The sequence below is a fragment of the Lysinibacillus sp. FSL K6-0057 genome (assembly GCF_038630885.1).
In the GTDB taxonomy this organism is placed as follows: domain Bacteria; phylum Bacillota; class Bacilli; order Bacillales_A; family Planococcaceae; genus Lysinibacillus; species Lysinibacillus fusiformis_F.
The window spans coordinates 4,101,029-4,116,356 of record NZ_CP152047.1; the positions used below are offsets into that span (position 1 = coordinate 4,101,029).

19 protein-coding genes are annotated in these 15,328 nt (G+C 34.0%); all 19 read right to left on the minus strand.

What is annotated here, in order from left to right; all coding sequences use genetic code 11:
• Window positions 1–3: 3 nt before the first annotated feature.
• A complete protein-coding gene (locus tag MHB40_RS20435; protein ID WP_342533338.1) occupies window positions 4–741 on the minus strand; it encodes an N-acetylmuramoyl-L-alanine amidase in 738 nt (245 codons plus the stop codon).
• Window positions 728–1,240 (minus strand): phage holin family protein, encoded by a 513-nt coding sequence (locus MHB40_RS20440; RefSeq protein ID WP_342533339.1) that lies wholly within the window; start codon window positions 1,238–1,240, stop codon window positions 728–730. Before MHB40_RS20440 ends, MHB40_RS20435 begins: the two co-directional genes overlap by 14 nt.
• A gap of 29 nt (window positions 1,241–1,269) precedes the next feature.
• On the minus strand, window positions 1,270–1,425 hold the full coding sequence (locus MHB40_RS20445; protein WP_342533340.1) for a hypothetical protein: 156 nt from the start codon (window positions 1,423–1,425) through the stop codon (window positions 1,270–1,272).
• Window positions 1,426–1,442: 17 nt separating this feature from the next.
• A complete protein-coding gene (locus MHB40_RS20450; RefSeq protein WP_342533341.1) occupies window positions 1,443–2,936 on the minus strand; it encodes a hypothetical protein in 1,494 nt (497 codons plus the stop codon).
• Window positions 2,937–3,013: 77 nt separating this feature from the next.
• Window positions 3,014–5,395 carry a hypothetical protein gene (locus MHB40_RS20455; protein ID WP_342533342.1) on the minus strand — a complete coding sequence of 794 codons (2,382 nt, stop codon included), beginning with the start codon at window positions 5,393–5,395 and terminating at the stop codon, window positions 3,014–3,016.
• A gap of 18 nt (window positions 5,396–5,413) precedes the next feature.
• Entirely contained in the window at window positions 5,414–5,797 is a 384-nt protein-coding gene (locus MHB40_RS20460) for a hypothetical protein (protein WP_342533343.1), read from the minus strand.
• A gap of 18 nt (window positions 5,798–5,815) precedes the next feature.
• A complete protein-coding gene (locus MHB40_RS20465; RefSeq protein ID WP_342533344.1) occupies window positions 5,816–7,729 on the minus strand; it encodes a phage tail tape measure protein in 1,914 nt (637 codons plus the stop codon).
• Window positions 7,730–7,735: 6 nt separating this feature from the next.
• Window positions 7,736–8,065, minus strand: coding sequence for a hypothetical protein (locus MHB40_RS20470; protein WP_342533345.1), 330 nt, complete (start codon window positions 8,063–8,065; stop codon window positions 7,736–7,738).
• An 11-nt stretch (window positions 8,066–8,076) separates the two neighbouring features.
• A complete protein-coding gene (locus MHB40_RS20475) occupies window positions 8,077–8,493 on the minus strand; it encodes a hypothetical protein (protein ID WP_342533346.1) in 417 nt (138 codons plus the stop codon).
• A 110-nt stretch (window positions 8,494–8,603) separates the two neighbouring features.
• Window positions 8,604–9,131 carry a hypothetical protein gene (locus MHB40_RS20480; RefSeq protein WP_342533347.1) on the minus strand — a complete coding sequence of 176 codons (528 nt, stop codon included), beginning with the start codon at window positions 9,129–9,131 and terminating at the stop codon, window positions 8,604–8,606.
• Window positions 9,132–9,203: 72 nt separating this feature from the next.
• The gene (locus MHB40_RS20485) at window positions 9,204–9,719 is read right to left on the minus strand and encodes a hypothetical protein (protein WP_342533348.1); all 516 of its coding nucleotides are present in this window, start codon (window positions 9,717–9,719) and stop codon (window positions 9,204–9,206) included.
• Between the two features lie 15 nt (window positions 9,720–9,734).
• A complete protein-coding gene (locus tag MHB40_RS20490) occupies window positions 9,735–10,292 on the minus strand; it encodes a hypothetical protein (RefSeq protein ID WP_342533349.1) in 558 nt (185 codons plus the stop codon).
• On the minus strand, window positions 10,285–10,596 hold the full coding sequence (locus tag MHB40_RS20495) for a hypothetical protein (RefSeq protein ID WP_342533350.1): 312 nt from the start codon (window positions 10,594–10,596) through the stop codon (window positions 10,285–10,287). The genes MHB40_RS20490 and MHB40_RS20495 overlap by 8 nt, the downstream gene beginning before the upstream one ends.
• Window position 10,597: 1 nt before the next feature.
• Entirely contained in the window at window positions 10,598–11,005 is a 408-nt protein-coding gene (locus MHB40_RS20500) for a hypothetical protein (RefSeq protein ID WP_342533351.1), read from the minus strand.
• Complete coding sequence (locus MHB40_RS20505) at window positions 11,002–11,178, minus strand: hypothetical protein (protein WP_342533352.1); 177 nt, start codon at window positions 11,176–11,178, stop codon at window positions 11,002–11,004. The genes MHB40_RS20500 and MHB40_RS20505 overlap by 4 nt, the downstream gene beginning before the upstream one ends.
• 81 nt (window positions 11,179–11,259) lie before the next feature.
• Entirely contained in the window at window positions 11,260–12,207 is a 948-nt protein-coding gene (locus MHB40_RS20510) for a hypothetical protein (protein WP_342533353.1), read from the minus strand.
• Window positions 12,208–12,235: 28 nt separating this feature from the next.
• A complete protein-coding gene (locus tag MHB40_RS20515) occupies window positions 12,236–12,769 on the minus strand; it encodes a hypothetical protein (RefSeq protein WP_342533354.1) in 534 nt (177 codons plus the stop codon).
• Window positions 12,770–12,839: 70 nt separating this feature from the next.
• Window positions 12,840–13,775, minus strand: a complete 936-nt coding sequence (locus tag MHB40_RS20520; protein WP_342533355.1) for a phage minor capsid protein — start codon at window positions 13,773–13,775, stop codon at window positions 12,840–12,842.
• Window positions 13,775–15,325, minus strand: a complete 1,551-nt coding sequence (locus tag MHB40_RS20525; protein WP_342533356.1) for a phage portal protein — start codon at window positions 15,323–15,325, stop codon at window positions 13,775–13,777. The genes MHB40_RS20520 and MHB40_RS20525 overlap by 1 nt, the downstream gene beginning before the upstream one ends.
• Window positions 15,326–15,328 lie beyond the last annotated feature (3 nt).

A 15,328-nucleotide genomic window follows, 5' to 3' on the forward strand; every position in this document is an offset into this window, starting at 1 on the left:
TAATCACTTAGTAAAAACTTTGACATACTTGCTACTTGCCGTTATATACTTTCCACTCTTTAGTTTGTACATTTTTGCACCTGCTACTGTATGTGTACTTACTACTGTAAATGTAGTACCTTTTTTGTACGAAATGTATTTATCAGTCCAATTTGCCGTATTGTAAGTCCAAAGATTATCTGCAGTAACTTGTACATATGTTGTTTCCTTAACTACCGCAGGTTGCTTTACTTCCTCTTTCTTTTGTACTGTTGGATTCAAATAAGATTTAACTAAGGCCACAAACTTGTCCCAAGTCCACCAAAACTTTCCGGATCTAATTCTTTCAGGACAGTTTTTCTTACTCCAGTGATAATGTTGCCTCATGTTGCTTAAAGGAATGTTTTCGTCCTTTAAGATCTTTGCTGCTAGTTGCGCGGCTAACTTAACTGCACTATCAAAATCTTTTACCCAACAAATTTCGATTCCAATACTTGTGTTATTTCCTGCTGTTGTGCCTGTATGCCAACACTTCCAAGAATGTTCAAAGTTTTGGTGGATTTCTTTATCATCAACGCTATAATGCCAACTTGCTTTACTTCGTATCATGCCTAGCCTTTTCTGTAATTTTGCATGATTCAAGGAACTTGCATTTAGATTACCTGTTTCGTGGATTGTAAGGAACTTCTTTGTGTTTCCTTTTCCACCTGTTACTTGTATTGCTTCAGAATCTGTTAACATATAATCTTTATTTATCTTCATTTTCCTCATCCTCCTTTTCTATATAATTTTCATAAATCCTCAATATTTTATTTTTAATAACTCTAGCATGAGGAAATCCCATATCAGCACTTGTTTCCAAGACTGAAATCAATTCGCAAAGAACAACTACAACAATATAAAAAATGATTATACCGTCTAAGATATTATGTAGTAAACCTAGACTTTCGAAAGATTTTGAAGTTAATGAAAATAAGGAAAGGAAAGCGAAAGGAATAATCATCGCGACCAATTTGTCGAATGTATCACGAATTCGTCTACTTTTTATTACTGCATTTTTATTTAACCAAGCACAAGTAACAGCAAACGTAAAATCAAACAGTACCGCTAAAAAAATAGTTGTACCCATAACTACATAAAACTCTGCTGTGTCACTTGTAAAGGAAATCCCCAATAAACTAACAATTAACCCGTAATACCATATAAAAATGTTACTTAATAAACTAATTAACTTGCTCCATACAGAAGTTAATACCTCCATTTAATATTCACCGCCTTCTAATTCAGAAATTAACTACCAGTTGTAGAGGAGTCTGAACTCTCCTTGTTTACTAGAATCAAAAGAAGGTCTTTTATTTCAGTTAATTCTATTTCAACATTTATCAACTTTTGCTCAAGAAGTATTTTTTCGTCATTCTGATTCTTTAATGTATTAATCCGCTTCATTTTAAAGCCTCCTTTCATCAACTGTATCCAACTGCAACTCCAGTAACCAACAAATCTGGGAAGAAGTATATGCTTACATAAATATATTCACTTTCTTCGCTTGAAACATCTACTATCTTATCTAAATCAGAATCTATCGCAGGACCTAAGTCATAAGAAGAAATCTCATAAAAACCTAAAACATTAGGACTGCTATTGAAATTTACAATATTTAAAGCAGAAGCAGTTGCATATGCCTCCTGTATCTTTCCATTGTTTTTATGAAAATTTATGAGTTTTAATTTTGGAAAAAATAATTTAGCAGTATCTATATAGTTACTACTTCCAAAAAGAACTGTTTCTATAAGAACTTGATTTTCATAAATCAATATGTCTTTCTGATGGCTAAAAACATATATTTTTCCATCTTTCTTGACTGCTGTGGATATATTATTTGTTATACAATGTAATCCAAGAATAATTCCATAAGAATCAATTTCTAAAATAGCAGAAGAAAATTTCGAATGATCTACAAAGGAAACTTTTATAAGCCCACTTTCAAAATTAGAACCTATAACTTCAATTGCACCTATATAGGAATTTGTTGGTAAAAATGCAAGAATATCATCAATCGGAATATTAACATAAGTATCAAACTCCGTATCGTAGAGAACCACCTTTATAGAATTATTAAAAAACGCCCAGAATAGTTTTTTTTCAGTAAAAACACCAAATGAATCAAAATAATATTCATTATTTGGGTCTAAGATTTGCTTTATATCTTCAATACTCTTTTCAGAAGTGAAAGTATTTAGACCTCCAGAATAACTTTTTACCTTCATATCGTCATGTGAAAACTCTGATGTATTGTAATAATCTTGAGCATTATAAGATACCATTTTGTTATTAATAAAACTAAAGGCTTTATCACTAACACTAAATGTAGTGTTTGAAATTTCTTCAATATAATTGTTTATATAAGTAATATATTCTTGAAAAACAGTTACATATAAACCTTCGAAGGTAGATAGATTTGTAGTAGTTAAACCTAAAGCAGAGTCAGCAGTTTTTCTTTCTAAAACCTCTTTGCTTAAATTTACATTAGTTCTTCTTATTAAGTCCTTTACTTTCAAGAGGTCCTGAGTAGTAACATTACCATTTGGTATATTAGAAATAGCAGTATTGAACTCTTCCTTTGTTACATAATTATTTAGATTGTTCACAAGTCCCTTAAGTCTATTTAATTCATCAACTACCTGCTTTAAAGAAGTATTAACTATTTCTAATGCTGCTGTGCTTGCATAACTCTTTACTTCTTCTTTTTCTACTTCTGCAACTACATTCGGCTTGTAATTACCCATTATTTTTTGAATTACAGATTTAATAACATATAACTCTTGCAGTATGTCTATATTTTTTTCACCGTCAAAAATATAGCGGTTCGTTCCTTTCATTTGTTGTCGTCTAGATTCCTTTTCTATCATGCTTGTTATTTCCTTTTGTATTTCCCTTATATAATGATATTCTTCCAATGTTTAAACCTCCTTTTTCCACCAACCTGCCTGTCCGTAAGTGGACCAATCTTATAACGAATAAAGGAAAGGAATGATTAAGAATAATCAGTAAGTGTATAGGTAGCCGAAGCCCCGTTTCCTTTACTTATATTTATAGTTACACTCGTACAAACTCCCTTGTAACTTCCACCTAAAAGTCGTTGACTTGTTAATAAAACAGTATGACCGGGCTTCAACCCCGGAACATAAGGGTAACTAAATATTAACTCTTCCTTAATGCCGTTCTTTAAAATACTTCTGGCATATGCATCAGCCTGTGCCTTATCCATTTCTGGTCTTATTTGTTCGTACGTAGAAGCGGATTCTCCTGCATATACATTTTCATCCCTAAACACCTGTACAACTCCACTTTTAGCGCCACGGCCATATGTAATCTTAACCGAATTGAAAACAGTGGCAGATTTTAAATGTTCAATAGGTTCTGACGAAAATGCTGTGCTTAATTCAAAGTCTGGAATTGATTTCACTTTAGGGGTTTCAAAAATTAGAAGATTTCCTACACTTAGCATTTGCATTCCTGTACTATCTGCTAAGTCCTTTAATAGATCTCCATTTGTTAATCCTGCAGTAGAATAGGAAGGAACAACTTGTTCAGAATCTTTATAGGCATCCTTAAAGTAATCATTAAAGGAAGGAGTATTAGGAATTTGAGGAACAGAAGGAGTTGAAGTACCATTTGCAAAGTCTTTATAGATCTGATTATTGCTTTCGTCTAGCCAGTTTTTTATTGCTTCGCCTCCGTTTTCAAGAACTGTGTCATGTTGGTATTTAATTCTAAAACGAATGATTTCATCATATCCTCTTTTCTTCCTGTTGTTTTCATTCGCATCATATTCTGTGTAAATTGGAATGAAATAGACATAGCCCTTAGAGTAAAAATAATTTCCTATCAATGATTTAGTATATACATCGTATAGACTTGTAGTTCTTATTTCCTTTACTGTTGTTAGATTTATCGGGTCATAAATATTATAAGAGTCACTTTTATATGTCATCGAGTAGCCAAAGTTAAATGTAGCGGCTGAACCATGAATATAGTCAATTCCTTGCTCCTTAGAGGTGTCATATAAAGATCTAAAGATTTGAGGTAAATCCTCCTCTTGTATATTTAACCCATCACTGTATCTAAAGGCATATCTTCTGCTATACCAATTCCAACCGATAACAGTTCTATCCACATAGTAAACATGCATATAAACATAATTCCCACTTACCATATATCTAAAATTTTCCCAACCATCACCTGTTGAAAATGATTTTCCATAGAAATAAGTAGCCGTAGTTCCTCGCAAGTCCCAACAATCTAGAAATAAAACTCGGTTTATCGAATAGCAGTACATTAATGTGTTGTTTTCGAAATAATAATGATTTGTTGAAGATATAGAATCAGAAGATCCTATTCTATTAACCTCAACACCATTTTGATTCTTCATTTTAAACTTCCTAATTGACTTATCTTCTAAATCTATCATGATCATTTTTGCATCACGACCCCAATTACCTGCTGCAACAACCATTGCACGATCAGCCTTTAAGTCACCAACAATATTAACGTCAGCACTACTGTTTGTTAAATCTAGAGCCTTACCACCAAACCCTAATTGATTTGTAACTTCCTTCCTTTCATTCATATCAATGACACGAATACCCCAGAAAGAAGTTAAAGTACCCGTAGAATCTTTGTAGCGATTTAACACAATTAGGAGTCCGTTTTTTGTCATAGCCATTTTTGTGTTGTTATGATTTTTAGTTTCAAACAGTTTTCTACTTCCACTTAAAACCAATTCCCAATCTCCATATACAGGAGTTGTTGTGTTGTTTTGAGGAGGATTACTACCAGATCCACCCCAACCGTCTGGCTTTTCTGTTGTTCCATAATCTAAATCCAACTGTGGTGTACCTATATTGAAATTAAAGGAAGGATCATTTTCTTTTATCTTTCCTAGAACATTACTTAAATTCTCTAAATCTCTATCTTGTGTCGATTGTAATTCAGCAGCATTCTCGTAAATATTTCCAGTAGCAGAAACGTTTGTTCCACGAAGAATAGAACTATTAATATCCGTATTTCTATCTGTCATTTCAACACGAATAAGTGTGTAATCTCCTGTTTCAGCCGTCATGCCCCAAGCATTAACAATCCCCTTCATTAAGAAGTCTTCTTTCGGATTGCTTCCCTTTGTTACTATTGAAATCTCAATAATCTCACCTCTTTTATTTAAAATCCCCTTAAAGTTAGTGTCTTTCAAGTAGGTGAATTTATCTAAATGTGAAATTAATTGAATATTACAGGTTTGAGGTTCTCCATATGCCCCTGTATAGTCAAGACTTTCAATATAGCGATCTTCGATAACTCGTCCACCTCTTGCGACTAGTTTAATTTCAACAGTCCTATCTGGTCCTAAATAATAATTCATTTTCTTATCCTCCTTTCCTTATAATTTTTTAATTACAATGCAGGTTAATCCTATCGTATCTAAGTCTGAAACCTGCTTTCCTTTTACCGCTTCCGCACGTTCAACCATAACTTCATAGCGTCCATGAGGGTCCTTAAATCTACGCTTCTTATGCAAAGAGGAAAGGAATGAAGGAAGGTCTTCATGAAGGATAATAGCCTCAATTGAAATTCGACTAACCATTCCATATGATTCAAATAATGCATTTTCTATATTTCCATCTAAAGGAATTTTAACTGCAAAGTTTCCTTCCCAAGAGCGCGGATTCCAATCGTCATATGTTCCTATAAAATTTATTCGTCCTGTTCCATCTGTATTTTCCAAATAGAATAGTACTTCATCGCTTGGTAAGTAGTAACTCATTATTAATTCCTCCTTTCATTAAAACGTCCCTCCGTTAGCAGTTTTTAATCCTTTTGCTAAACCTTTACCAGTTGCTTGAGCATTATGCTTATCTACTAAACCATTAAATGCAAAATTATAAACGTCACCAGTAGCATTTCCATTCTTCAACCCATCAGTGTATTGAGCCATTATCTTAAATGGATTGATTGTTTCACCTTTAATGAGGTTTTGAAGCATTTGAGCAGGTAGTGCAATCAATTTAGTCAACCAACTTATAATATCTGCCACTTTCTGAGCAAATCCTTGAACTGATTTAGGAAGTAATGAAACAAGGAAATTAAGAAGAGAATGGAAGCCGTCTTGTAGGAGTGTCATTGGAGTAACCATTCCTGCAAATATGTTTGCCCAATCCTTCCCAAATATTTTTTCGATAAGCCAGTAAGCACCTTTTAAGACAGATAGAACGAGTAAAACAATTCCAACGATAGGATTAATAAATCTAGAAAGAAATTTCCCTAAACTTTTAAGACCGTTCCATATCCATTTAAAGAATCCTCCTACTCCTTTAAAGAAGTTTGCAACATTTCCCCAAAGACCTTTAAAGAAGTTTCCTATCGGCTTTAAAAGAGATCCTAAAGAAGTACCAAACTTAGAAAGGATAACTTGAACTGCTTTAACGACAACCATTAAACTAAGAATTGCAGAAGCAATGCTTGAAAGAACTGTTCCTATAACTAAAGACCAAGCAAGAAACTTAGCAAAGCCCGGATTCTCTTTTAGGAAAGTGTTTGCTGTATTAATTGCCTTTGTTAATCCTTCCATGATTTTAATTACAGTAGGAAGGAGTTCCTGACCAATAGTAGCCTTCAAATCCGTCCATGAGTTTTTTAGTTTTAATGAAGAGTGTTCAAAAGAGCCTTCGGTAAAGTCCTTCCAGGCCTTATCTGCCGTTCCTGTCGATTCTACGAACTTTCCTATCCTTTTTTCATAATTATTAAAGAACATTTCACCAACGTCAGTCGAAATACTTCCTCCTGCTATTTCCATGAAATTACGTTTTACAAAGGAGTCACCAACGTTTCCAATACGCATCATAATGTCTTGATATTGCTTCATTGTTCCTTTATCCCTTGCTTTTAAAGCATTTATAACTCCCTCAACAGACATTGAGCCGTTTTCGATTTCTTCTGCATATAAAACACGAATCATATCAAGGAAATCGTCAGTTAGATCCTTACTTCTATCCATAACTTCACGTACGGAATCTCCTACCTTATCAAGGTTGAATGAACCACCTTCTAGAATTCCATATTCCATTTCTGCAATAGCATCACCAATGTCAAATCCACTATTATGGAAGTCCTCAGAGTACTCTTCGAATGCACCTAATGTTTCATTGAACGAACCACCAGAGGCTTGTAAAGCCTTAACAAGACCGTCTGCTGCCTCCTCAAAAGGAACTTGAAAGCCTACTGTCATTTTAGAAAGAGTACTAGCAACCTCGTCAGAACCAACTTCAAAAATTTTCGATATTTCCAATATTCTTCTTGCTATTTGTTTCTTGTCGTCATCCTTAAATAAGCGTTCTGCTAATACTAATCCTTTACCAACTTCGTCATATGTTTCGCCCAGCCCATCAACGAACAATTCTCGCATGTCGTCTTTGAATCCTTGAACCATATTATCAGGTAAGCCTGTCTGTGCTTGAACTCTATTCATAGCGTCTTCCATTTCGGCAGCGGCTTTTACAACACTAGCAATTGCACCTGCGCCACCTTTAGCAATTCCACCAAGAGCAACAGCAGCGCCACCCATTGTTAAGTCAGCCTTACTAAATGCCCCTTGAAGATTCTTAATTTGATCTTCAACAGAATCCATTACAGTTTCAAACTGACTTGAATCTGCTCCAATACGAGCAATGATAGAACCTAATCCAAATTTACTTGCCATTTATATCTAACCTCCCTTCTGTTGTTTAAGAGCAAGAAGTTTATTTCTAAATGCTTCTTCTTGTTCTTTAATATTTGTTTTCTTTTCATTTCCTTTACTAAGATCATATTTACTTTGTTCACGCTCAAACTCTTTAAATATTTTCTTGATATTTTTTGAACCTTCCTTACTTAATGCTTGCATAGGAGCAATAGCCAACATAAAATCATTAGCGTCTGAAATTGTTTTACTTCTACGCTCTAATTCCATCTGCTCTATAATTTCAGCAAAGGAAAAATCATGTTGCCAAACAGACGGGGGAATTCCTTTATTTAAAAAGAAATTGCTGATTTCCATTAGTAATTTTTCTAGATTGAATCCTTCGTCTTGTCCTTTTCCTTTTTCTTGAATCCCCCCATGAACTTTTTTATTTGTGCCAAGTTAGGACTCATATTTACACCATAGATTGCTAAGAGGATGTCTTTCAATCCGTCAAAATCAGCCACATTCTCATAATCAAATTCCTCTGTTAAATAAGGATTTAATAAGGAAGGAACTTTAGGAATTACATACACAAGTGCATCAATTGCTGACTCAGTATCTAATTCTCCTGCCGTTAATTTACTTATTACTTCCTCACCAATTTCTGGATCACGCACTAATTCTGAAATCTGATTAAGGATTGTAAAAACTGAAACACGCTTTACAATTACCGAATCGTAATCACCATTTACATTGATATAATCAACCTTTTTTGCTTTTAAAAATGCTACATTGTTATTCATTTTCATTTCCTCCTTTTTTGTTAGTTGACGAATAAATACAAAATAAAAGGAAGGAAAGAATAAAAATCCTAATCCTTCCTTCCTTCTATTTATATATAGGTTAATCTCTATTAAGCCCCGACATTTCCTGTATTTCCGAATAAAACATGATATTTTGATTCATTTTGGAATGTGCGAAGTTCTAACCCGATTACAGTTACAACTTCTGGTCCAAATTCAAATACAGGAGAACCTACGTTTACTGCCTTTGGGAAGATAATCCAACGATCTTTATTATCAGGATCTTCCGAAGGTGCAAATATAAAGCACTCAGTTAAATTATGCAACTTGTAAGCCCCGCTTTTTAAAGAATATCCATTACCTAACGCTTCAAGCATAGGTAGTGAAGTCTCTAATGTAGTGCGGTCAAATTCCATGAAAGCAATTTCTGCTGTTGCGTATTTTGGTCTACGTGTATGTCCAATTGTTGCTAGATTTTCACCGTTTGGGATTTCAAAATCTCCAAATTCAAATGATACTGTTAATCCGTCTTCTGAAGTTGTTCCTAATTTAATCCCACGTGTTGCTATTGCACCTGTCATTGTGCCTTTAAACATACTATATGACTCGTTTAATATGCTTTTTTCTTCATTAATCATTTACAATTCGCTCCTTTCTTTTTTACCTATAAAATACGTAGATTAAGTGTTTTTAGGTAAATCGACTCCATTTTATGAGCCATTTTCTTGCTCTTTTAACTCTAATTTAGAAGGAATATACTCATATCCGTGTGCTTCTGCCTGCTTTTTTAAGTCAATTAGAGTCACATAGTAAATTGTTTTGTATACAAGTGAAGTATCTTGTTGTTCAAAAAATTCAAGTTCACTTTCAACAAAGCAGTTTTTTATTAAGTAGTTTTTATATCTAATATTTCTAATACTATCTAATGAATCTACTACCATATCAGCAACTTCACGTGGATCTCTGTCCTCTGTATGGTTATAGTACTTAATTTTTACAGTAACAACAGGGTAACGAATATATCTTGCAGTTCGTGGTCCGGGATTAGATCCAGATTCATATAGAAATATCATAGATTCTGTATTTGCAGAATCTATTTGGATATTCATTAATTCTTCAATGCCTTCTTCTGCTAAGTAATATCGCAAAATAAAAGGAACAGAAGGAAAGATTCCGCTATTAATTTCAAGTTCCTCTGCAGGAATATTAAGTTCTCGATAATTCATTTCCAACTCCTCCTTTTAATTTGTTTGATTTCCACGTGTTGCCTTGTGAATCGTCTTTCTTGATGTTTTTCCTACTTCTTCAACTATCTTTGGTTTTAACTCCCTAAATGGCTGCTCTAAGTACTCCATTTGACCGTCTATATGTCGATAGTTATTATCGTGCTGAGGTTCTGCATATGGTACATTAAACCCAATATCAAGTGTAATTTCACTCTCTATCTTATTAGAACTAGAAGGACTAGAACCTCCAGAAGTAACAGATCCATTCTCATCAGAAGTAGCAATAATGGTTTTATTATTTTTAACGATAGTTCCAGAAGCCCTCAACTGACCACCGTCATGTGTTTTTATTACTTTTCCTTCCTCGTCCTTTAACAAATCACCGTTTTCATCCATTTCACCTTGGTAGATAGGTGCTTTATTAACTGCATCAGCAAGCAGTTTAAAACTGGCTTTTCTTAAAGTCTTTTCAATTTCCTTTTTTAACTTTTTCCTTAAATCCTTACTATTCCTTACTAGTTCCTTTTGACCGCTAAGGTCAATATTGACACCCATTGATGCTCGTCTAGCCAAAGTACACGATCTTCTTTATAATTCGTAAACTATAAGGGTGTCTTACGAAATACACTCTCCAGCAAGTGTACATATTGTCGTCATAGAAAATCCTCCATGATTCATCAATTGGAGAATCTGCTGAACAGTGCAAATATGCATAGATTGTATATTGCTCTTGGTTGTTCCCGTCAATATCCCAATTGTTTTCATATGTAAGATATCCATATTCAATATGCTCTTTTTCGTAAATAGGAACTTTTTGACCTTTAGCATTTCTTACAGCAGGGTATGCTTTAATTGGTTCTTTGAAAAGATTGTACATATTAAAACCTCCCCATAAGAACGATAACAGGTAGTAAAGTTTCGTAAGCATCAGGATATATTGAACGGATAGAAGAAGTATCATAAGAAGCAGAATAGTCACCTGCTGAAAGGCTTGTTACTCCATTTCGTTTATTTATAATTGCTAGTTGGGCTTCCATATCAGTTAATACGTGATAGGCTTGAATAATAACGGCTTCAAAAACTGCTGAATCTTTGTATTTTTTAGCCTGTATAGTGTACTTAAAGACAACACTTCTAAAAATAGTCCTCCAAGCCGATTTAAGGGCTTTATGTCTTTCTTCTTCTGTGAAGTTAAACCAATTGCTAAAAGAATGATCTAGGACGTCCTGAACGAAATTATCAGCAGTTTCTAAAGGAACTAAGTCGTAATCTCTAATTACTGTCATTTAGCAACACCTCTTTTTCGTTTCGCAGGAGTTTTTATTTCTACTGAATAGCCGTATCGTTTAAATCTTTCGACTAATTCCTTATCTGTTGTTTCTGCTATTCCTTCTTCAAACTTCAGACCTAAAACAGTGTCACTTGATTTGTTGAATAGCCTAACTATATAAGTGTTCATAAAATCACTCCTTTCTTTATGAACCTTTTTGTAAACAAAAAAGTGAAGAAGAAGGATTTACTCCTACCCTTCACTTTTTTGTTAAAATGGACTAGTTAATCCTTGAATGCGAGCAACAGAACGAGCAGAATATTCTGCAATACCTGCATCCCAACTCATATGTACACCCTTGTAGATAGCACCAACTGCATAAGGTTCAGTTGTGATACCTGCTTCACCTTCAATACCGTTGAAACGGTGTGGTGCAAGGTTCATTAAGTAGATAGAGCCTGTATTTTCTAAAGTTGTACCTTCATTTACCACAACAGTTTCGTTGAATGGTAATGGATTTACAGTAATTGTAGAGAATTTACCATTACCATTATCAACTTGCTTTTGGAATGTACTCATACGAATAATTTCAGAACCGTTAAATGAAACAATGTTATTTTCGAACTGATCTTTACTACGTTCTAAAAGATGCTTAGAAGCCAATAAATCAACTAGTTGCACATAAGTTTGATCTGAAACTAGAATTACAACGTCAGTAACATTAGCAGGCTGTAATGCTAATTGAGCCATTTGTAATTGAGCAATATTAATCTTACCTTCTATTGCAGTAAATAATAATTCTGGATCAACACGGTACTTAGCACCCCTCAGTCCTGAATCGTCACCAGTACCATTTAACACTTCATCCGCAAATGCACGTGAAATAGAAGCCGCTTGGTCTTCTAAAGCAGATTTTAAGAAAGCCTCCGGGTTAACCATGCGGCTTAATTCATTTTTGTCGTATCGGAAATCTGCATAGAAAATAGAAGTCTTTTCTGTTACTGGTTTGTAATTAAATTTAGTTTGTTCTGGTTCTTGACCAATATAACGTGTACCTGCACCCATTAAACCGTCTTTACGACTAAATGTAATACTTGCACCTTTAATAGGTTGGAACAAGAAACGAGCCGTTAAAGGAGATCCTTTAGCAATCGCGCCATATATTTCGGACAGGCGTTGATCCGTTTGCAATCCTGCACTATGTAATAGTGTATGCATTATATAATCCCTTCCTTTCCTTTAGGTATTAACCTAATAATTCCTTAGCAAAATCTAACAATCCTGAACCTTGTTTTTTAGTAGGTGCTGGATTAGAGCCTTGACCACCAATGGTAGAAAGAAGATTCTTTTCTTTTAAGTCGTTCATCATTTTTGCATAAACAGAGTTTACTTGTTCTTTTATCTTTTCCTTGTCAGTCGAAAATTCAACTTGACCTTTATATGCCTCAAGTAATTCCCTTCCATTTAATGCTTCCTTAATGTCCTTATCAAATTGAACCTTTTTTTCTTCTTCCTCTTTGCCTGTTTTATACTGTTTTAAAGTTTCAAGTTCTTCTAGAACTGAAGAAAGTTCTTGACCATTTAATAAAGATTTTAATGAATCAAGTTCTTGACTTAGACTTTCAATAAGAACTTTATCTTCGTTAGGAGTTTCTTCTTCAACTTTTTCAGTCTCAGTTTTAACCTCCTCAGTTTCAACAGGATTAGTAGTAGTCTCAACTTCCTCTTTTATTGCTACTTCTTCTGTTGTTTCAACTTCTTCATTTTTAATTTCCTCCATAGTTATCACCTCTTACATTAAATATAAGAAAGGCAAAGATGCTTCCCGTTAAAAACAAAAAAGAAGAGGATTATTCCTCTTCTTTTTCATCTTTTCCAGTTGTTGCAAAATTATCAGGATCTTCAAACTCCACCACGAAAGGAACTAGAACGTGCCTACATTTAAAATGTATCTGTCCACTTCCTCCTTTTGTGTTTCCTAAATACTTAACTTTTCTACCGTCTTCTAACTCTGTAATATCTGGGTGAATGGAATAAACAACCTTCTTACCACCACTAAACACTTCCTTTTTACAGATTTCGCATTCCGTTTTATGAGTTGTGTAAGTTACAAAGTAAATTTCTTCGTCAAGTAGCATCGCCTCTGTACCCTTATTATGGGCAACCATTACACCTTGATGAAGTTTAGATTTAGCATATTCAACTAAGTCCATTTGAACTCCGTTTTTCTTAGTTATAGAATCAATTCCTTTAGCCTTCAATAATTCAGCCAATTCTGGACCGCTATCTTTTAAAGACTTACCTGTTATTAGGTTTCTAAGAACGGCTTCATTCAGAGTAGTTTGCATATTATATGTAGCATTGGAAATCACACCTGCACGTGCTGCTTCCATACTTTGCATAGTTTGGTTAACAACATGACTGATAGCATATTCATCTATCTTAGTGAACCGTTGTGAGGTATCAGGAAGGACAATACCACTCTGTTGAAGATTGAATAAGGCCCAATACTTACCTAAACTATGACGTTCTAGCAATAATTGAGGTAGGTTTTGATTCTCATATTCCTTTAACTTATCTAGTGCATTATTAATATTTAAAAGGAGTTGTTCATTACGAGTCCTTAACTTGTCTGTATTTTCAATATCGAAACTTGCAGATTGCATTAACTGCATCTGAATATATGTTCTAGAAGTCTCATAAGCCTTCACTAGACTTTGGTGAATATCCTCGGCTTGTTTACTTCTTCTGTTATACTCTGCTAAAGAATAAGGTTTTTGACTCATTATTCTTCACCTTCTTTAGTTTCCTCTTCTTTTTTATTCATTTCTAGTAGATCAGTTAAATTAAAAGGCTCAGGTGTCTTATCGTGACTATGACTAGATTCTTTTTCAGCCTTTTCTTCTTTAATTCGTTCTACTTCTTCTGCATCCTGTCTGCTGTTAGTATTATTTATTTTCTTTCTTGTTGTTTCCTCACTTTGAAGTCCTGCTTGTTGTTTAGTAATCTCGATTGCAACGTCCTCAGCATCTAATGGGAATGCATTGCTAAATGTTGTATTAACCCATTCTGCCTCAAACGCAATTAAACCGTAGTAATAAGCCAATTTTTGAGCAGAATAGAAAGACAATTCCAATGCATCTGATAAAAGGTTTTGGATATTCTTAACAATTATTAATGAAGGAATATATCGTAAAGAAATAGCCTTACCAGACTCTGGATAAACACTACCATCTTTTATTGAAAGAACATGTTCTGGAACACCCATAATTAATGCCATTGCTGAAATATTAGTAAATAAGAAGTTAAAGGCTGCTTCTGTATTAGCGTCCCATGTAAGGTACTCAGGAGGGTTCTCACCGTCAATTGCAGGGTTGTGGCAGTATATATCATGTTGACCCATTATTGACTCAACTGACATATATTCTGAGCCATAACCGTCTACTTTAACTTCTATCCCCATTGTTTTTTTCATTTGTGCGAAAATGTGAGGAGGAACAATTAATTTAGGTGAAGAAAAAATATCAAGGACACGCTTTAGAAATGTAAAACGATTACACACCTCTTTTAGTAAATCCTCAACATCAGCAATAATGGATTTACCAAAAAAACTGAAAGGATCTCTATTGAATGGTACATAGTGAATCAACATACCAGCATTGTGTTTTATTTCTTTAAATTCAACAAGTTCAAATTCAGCCTGTCCGTCTTTTCTTTCTAAATTGTAATAAGTGTACAAGTTATCCTTATACTCCTCAATACGTCTATACTCTACACCTTCATAGACAACATTATAAGTTAATCTATATCCTTTAGGCTTTGAAATATCCCAAGGATTTTGAATCACCTCTAAGTGTTTTGGGTGAACATATTCTGTAAAAATATCAATTTCACCGTTATCTTTTGATCTCATTCCTGTTTTAATTACTACACCGCCTAGAACTAGCATTGAAACAACAATGTCGAACAGATTACTATACAACTTATTGTCTTTTAAATACTTATCTAGCCACTCTTGAGCATCTTTTGACTGAACAGCAAAAGATGGGTTAGAAGATACGAATAAATTTGATAGTTCTCGAACTGCAGGTTTTACTAAATTCACATTAATAAAACGGTTTTTATCTTCTAAACTATATCCAGTTGTAAATGCTTCTTTTAATTGTCCTTTGTAAATGTTTTCATATTTTTCATATGCAATATTTAATTTAGATCCAAGTGAAGCACTAGAGGACTTTACAAGAGCATTTATTTCTTTTTGAGTATATGGCATATTCTCCTGATCTAAGTTTCGCATTACCATAATAGGAGTTTCATATTCGTAGTTATTTGTCATTTT

Excerpts from the sequence above, each read along its gene's own strand:
- MHB40_RS20500 (WP_342533351.1), bottom strand. The coding sequence starts at position 11,005 with ATGACAGTAATTAGAGATTACGACTTAGTTCCTTTAGAAACTGCTGAT.
- MHB40_RS20495 (WP_342533350.1), bottom strand. The coding sequence starts at position 10,596 with ATGTACAATCTTTTCAAAGAACCAATTAAAGCATACCCTGCTGTAAGA.
- MHB40_RS20440 (WP_342533339.1), bottom strand. The coding sequence starts at position 1,240 with ATGGAGGTATTAACTTCTGTATGGAGCAAGTTAATTAGTTTATTAAGT.
- MHB40_RS20480 (WP_342533347.1), bottom strand. The coding sequence starts at position 9,131 with ATGATTAATGAAGAAAAAAGCATATTAAACGAGTCATATAGTATGTTT.
- MHB40_RS20475 (WP_342533346.1), bottom strand. The coding sequence starts at position 8,493 with ATGAATAACAATGTAGCATTTTTAAAAGCAAAAAAGGTTGATTATATC.
- MHB40_RS20485 (WP_342533348.1), bottom strand. The coding sequence starts at position 9,719 with ATGAATTATCGAGAACTTAATATTCCTGCAGAGGAACTTGAAATTAAT.
- MHB40_RS20470 (WP_342533345.1), bottom strand. The coding sequence starts at position 8,065 with ATGGAAATCAGCAATTTCTTTTTAAATAAAGGAATTCCCCCGTCTGTT.
- MHB40_RS20525 (WP_342533356.1), bottom strand. The coding sequence starts at position 15,325 with ATGACAAATAACTACGAATATGAAACTCCTATTATGGTAATGCGAAAC.
- MHB40_RS20515 (WP_342533354.1), bottom strand. The coding sequence starts at position 12,769 with ATGGAGGAAATTAAAAATGAAGAAGTTGAAACAACAGAAGAAGTAGCA.
- MHB40_RS20510 (WP_342533353.1), bottom strand. The coding sequence starts at position 12,207 with ATGCATACACTATTACATAGTGCAGGATTGCAAACGGATCAACGCCTG.
- MHB40_RS20465 (WP_342533344.1), bottom strand. The coding sequence starts at position 7,729 with ATGGCAAGTAAATTTGGATTAGGTTCTATCATTGCTCGTATTGGAGCA.
- MHB40_RS20445 (WP_342533340.1), bottom strand. The coding sequence starts at position 1,425 with ATGAAGCGGATTAATACATTAAAGAATCAGAATGACGAAAAAATACTT.
- MHB40_RS20435 (WP_342533338.1), bottom strand. The coding sequence starts at position 741 with ATGAAGATAAATAAAGATTATATGTTAACAGATTCTGAAGCAATACAA.
- MHB40_RS20460 (WP_342533343.1), bottom strand. The coding sequence starts at position 5,797 with ATGAGTTACTACTTACCAAGCGATGAAGTACTATTCTATTTGGAAAAT.
- MHB40_RS20520 (WP_342533355.1), bottom strand. The coding sequence starts at position 13,775 with ATGAGTCAAAAACCTTATTCTTTAGCAGAGTATAACAGAAGAAGTAAA.
- MHB40_RS20505 (WP_342533352.1), bottom strand. The coding sequence starts at position 11,178 with ATGAACACTTATATAGTTAGGCTATTCAACAAATCAAGTGACACTGTT.
- MHB40_RS20455 (WP_342533342.1), bottom strand. The coding sequence starts at position 5,395 with ATGAATTATTATTTAGGACCAGATAGGACTGTTGAAATTAAACTAGTC.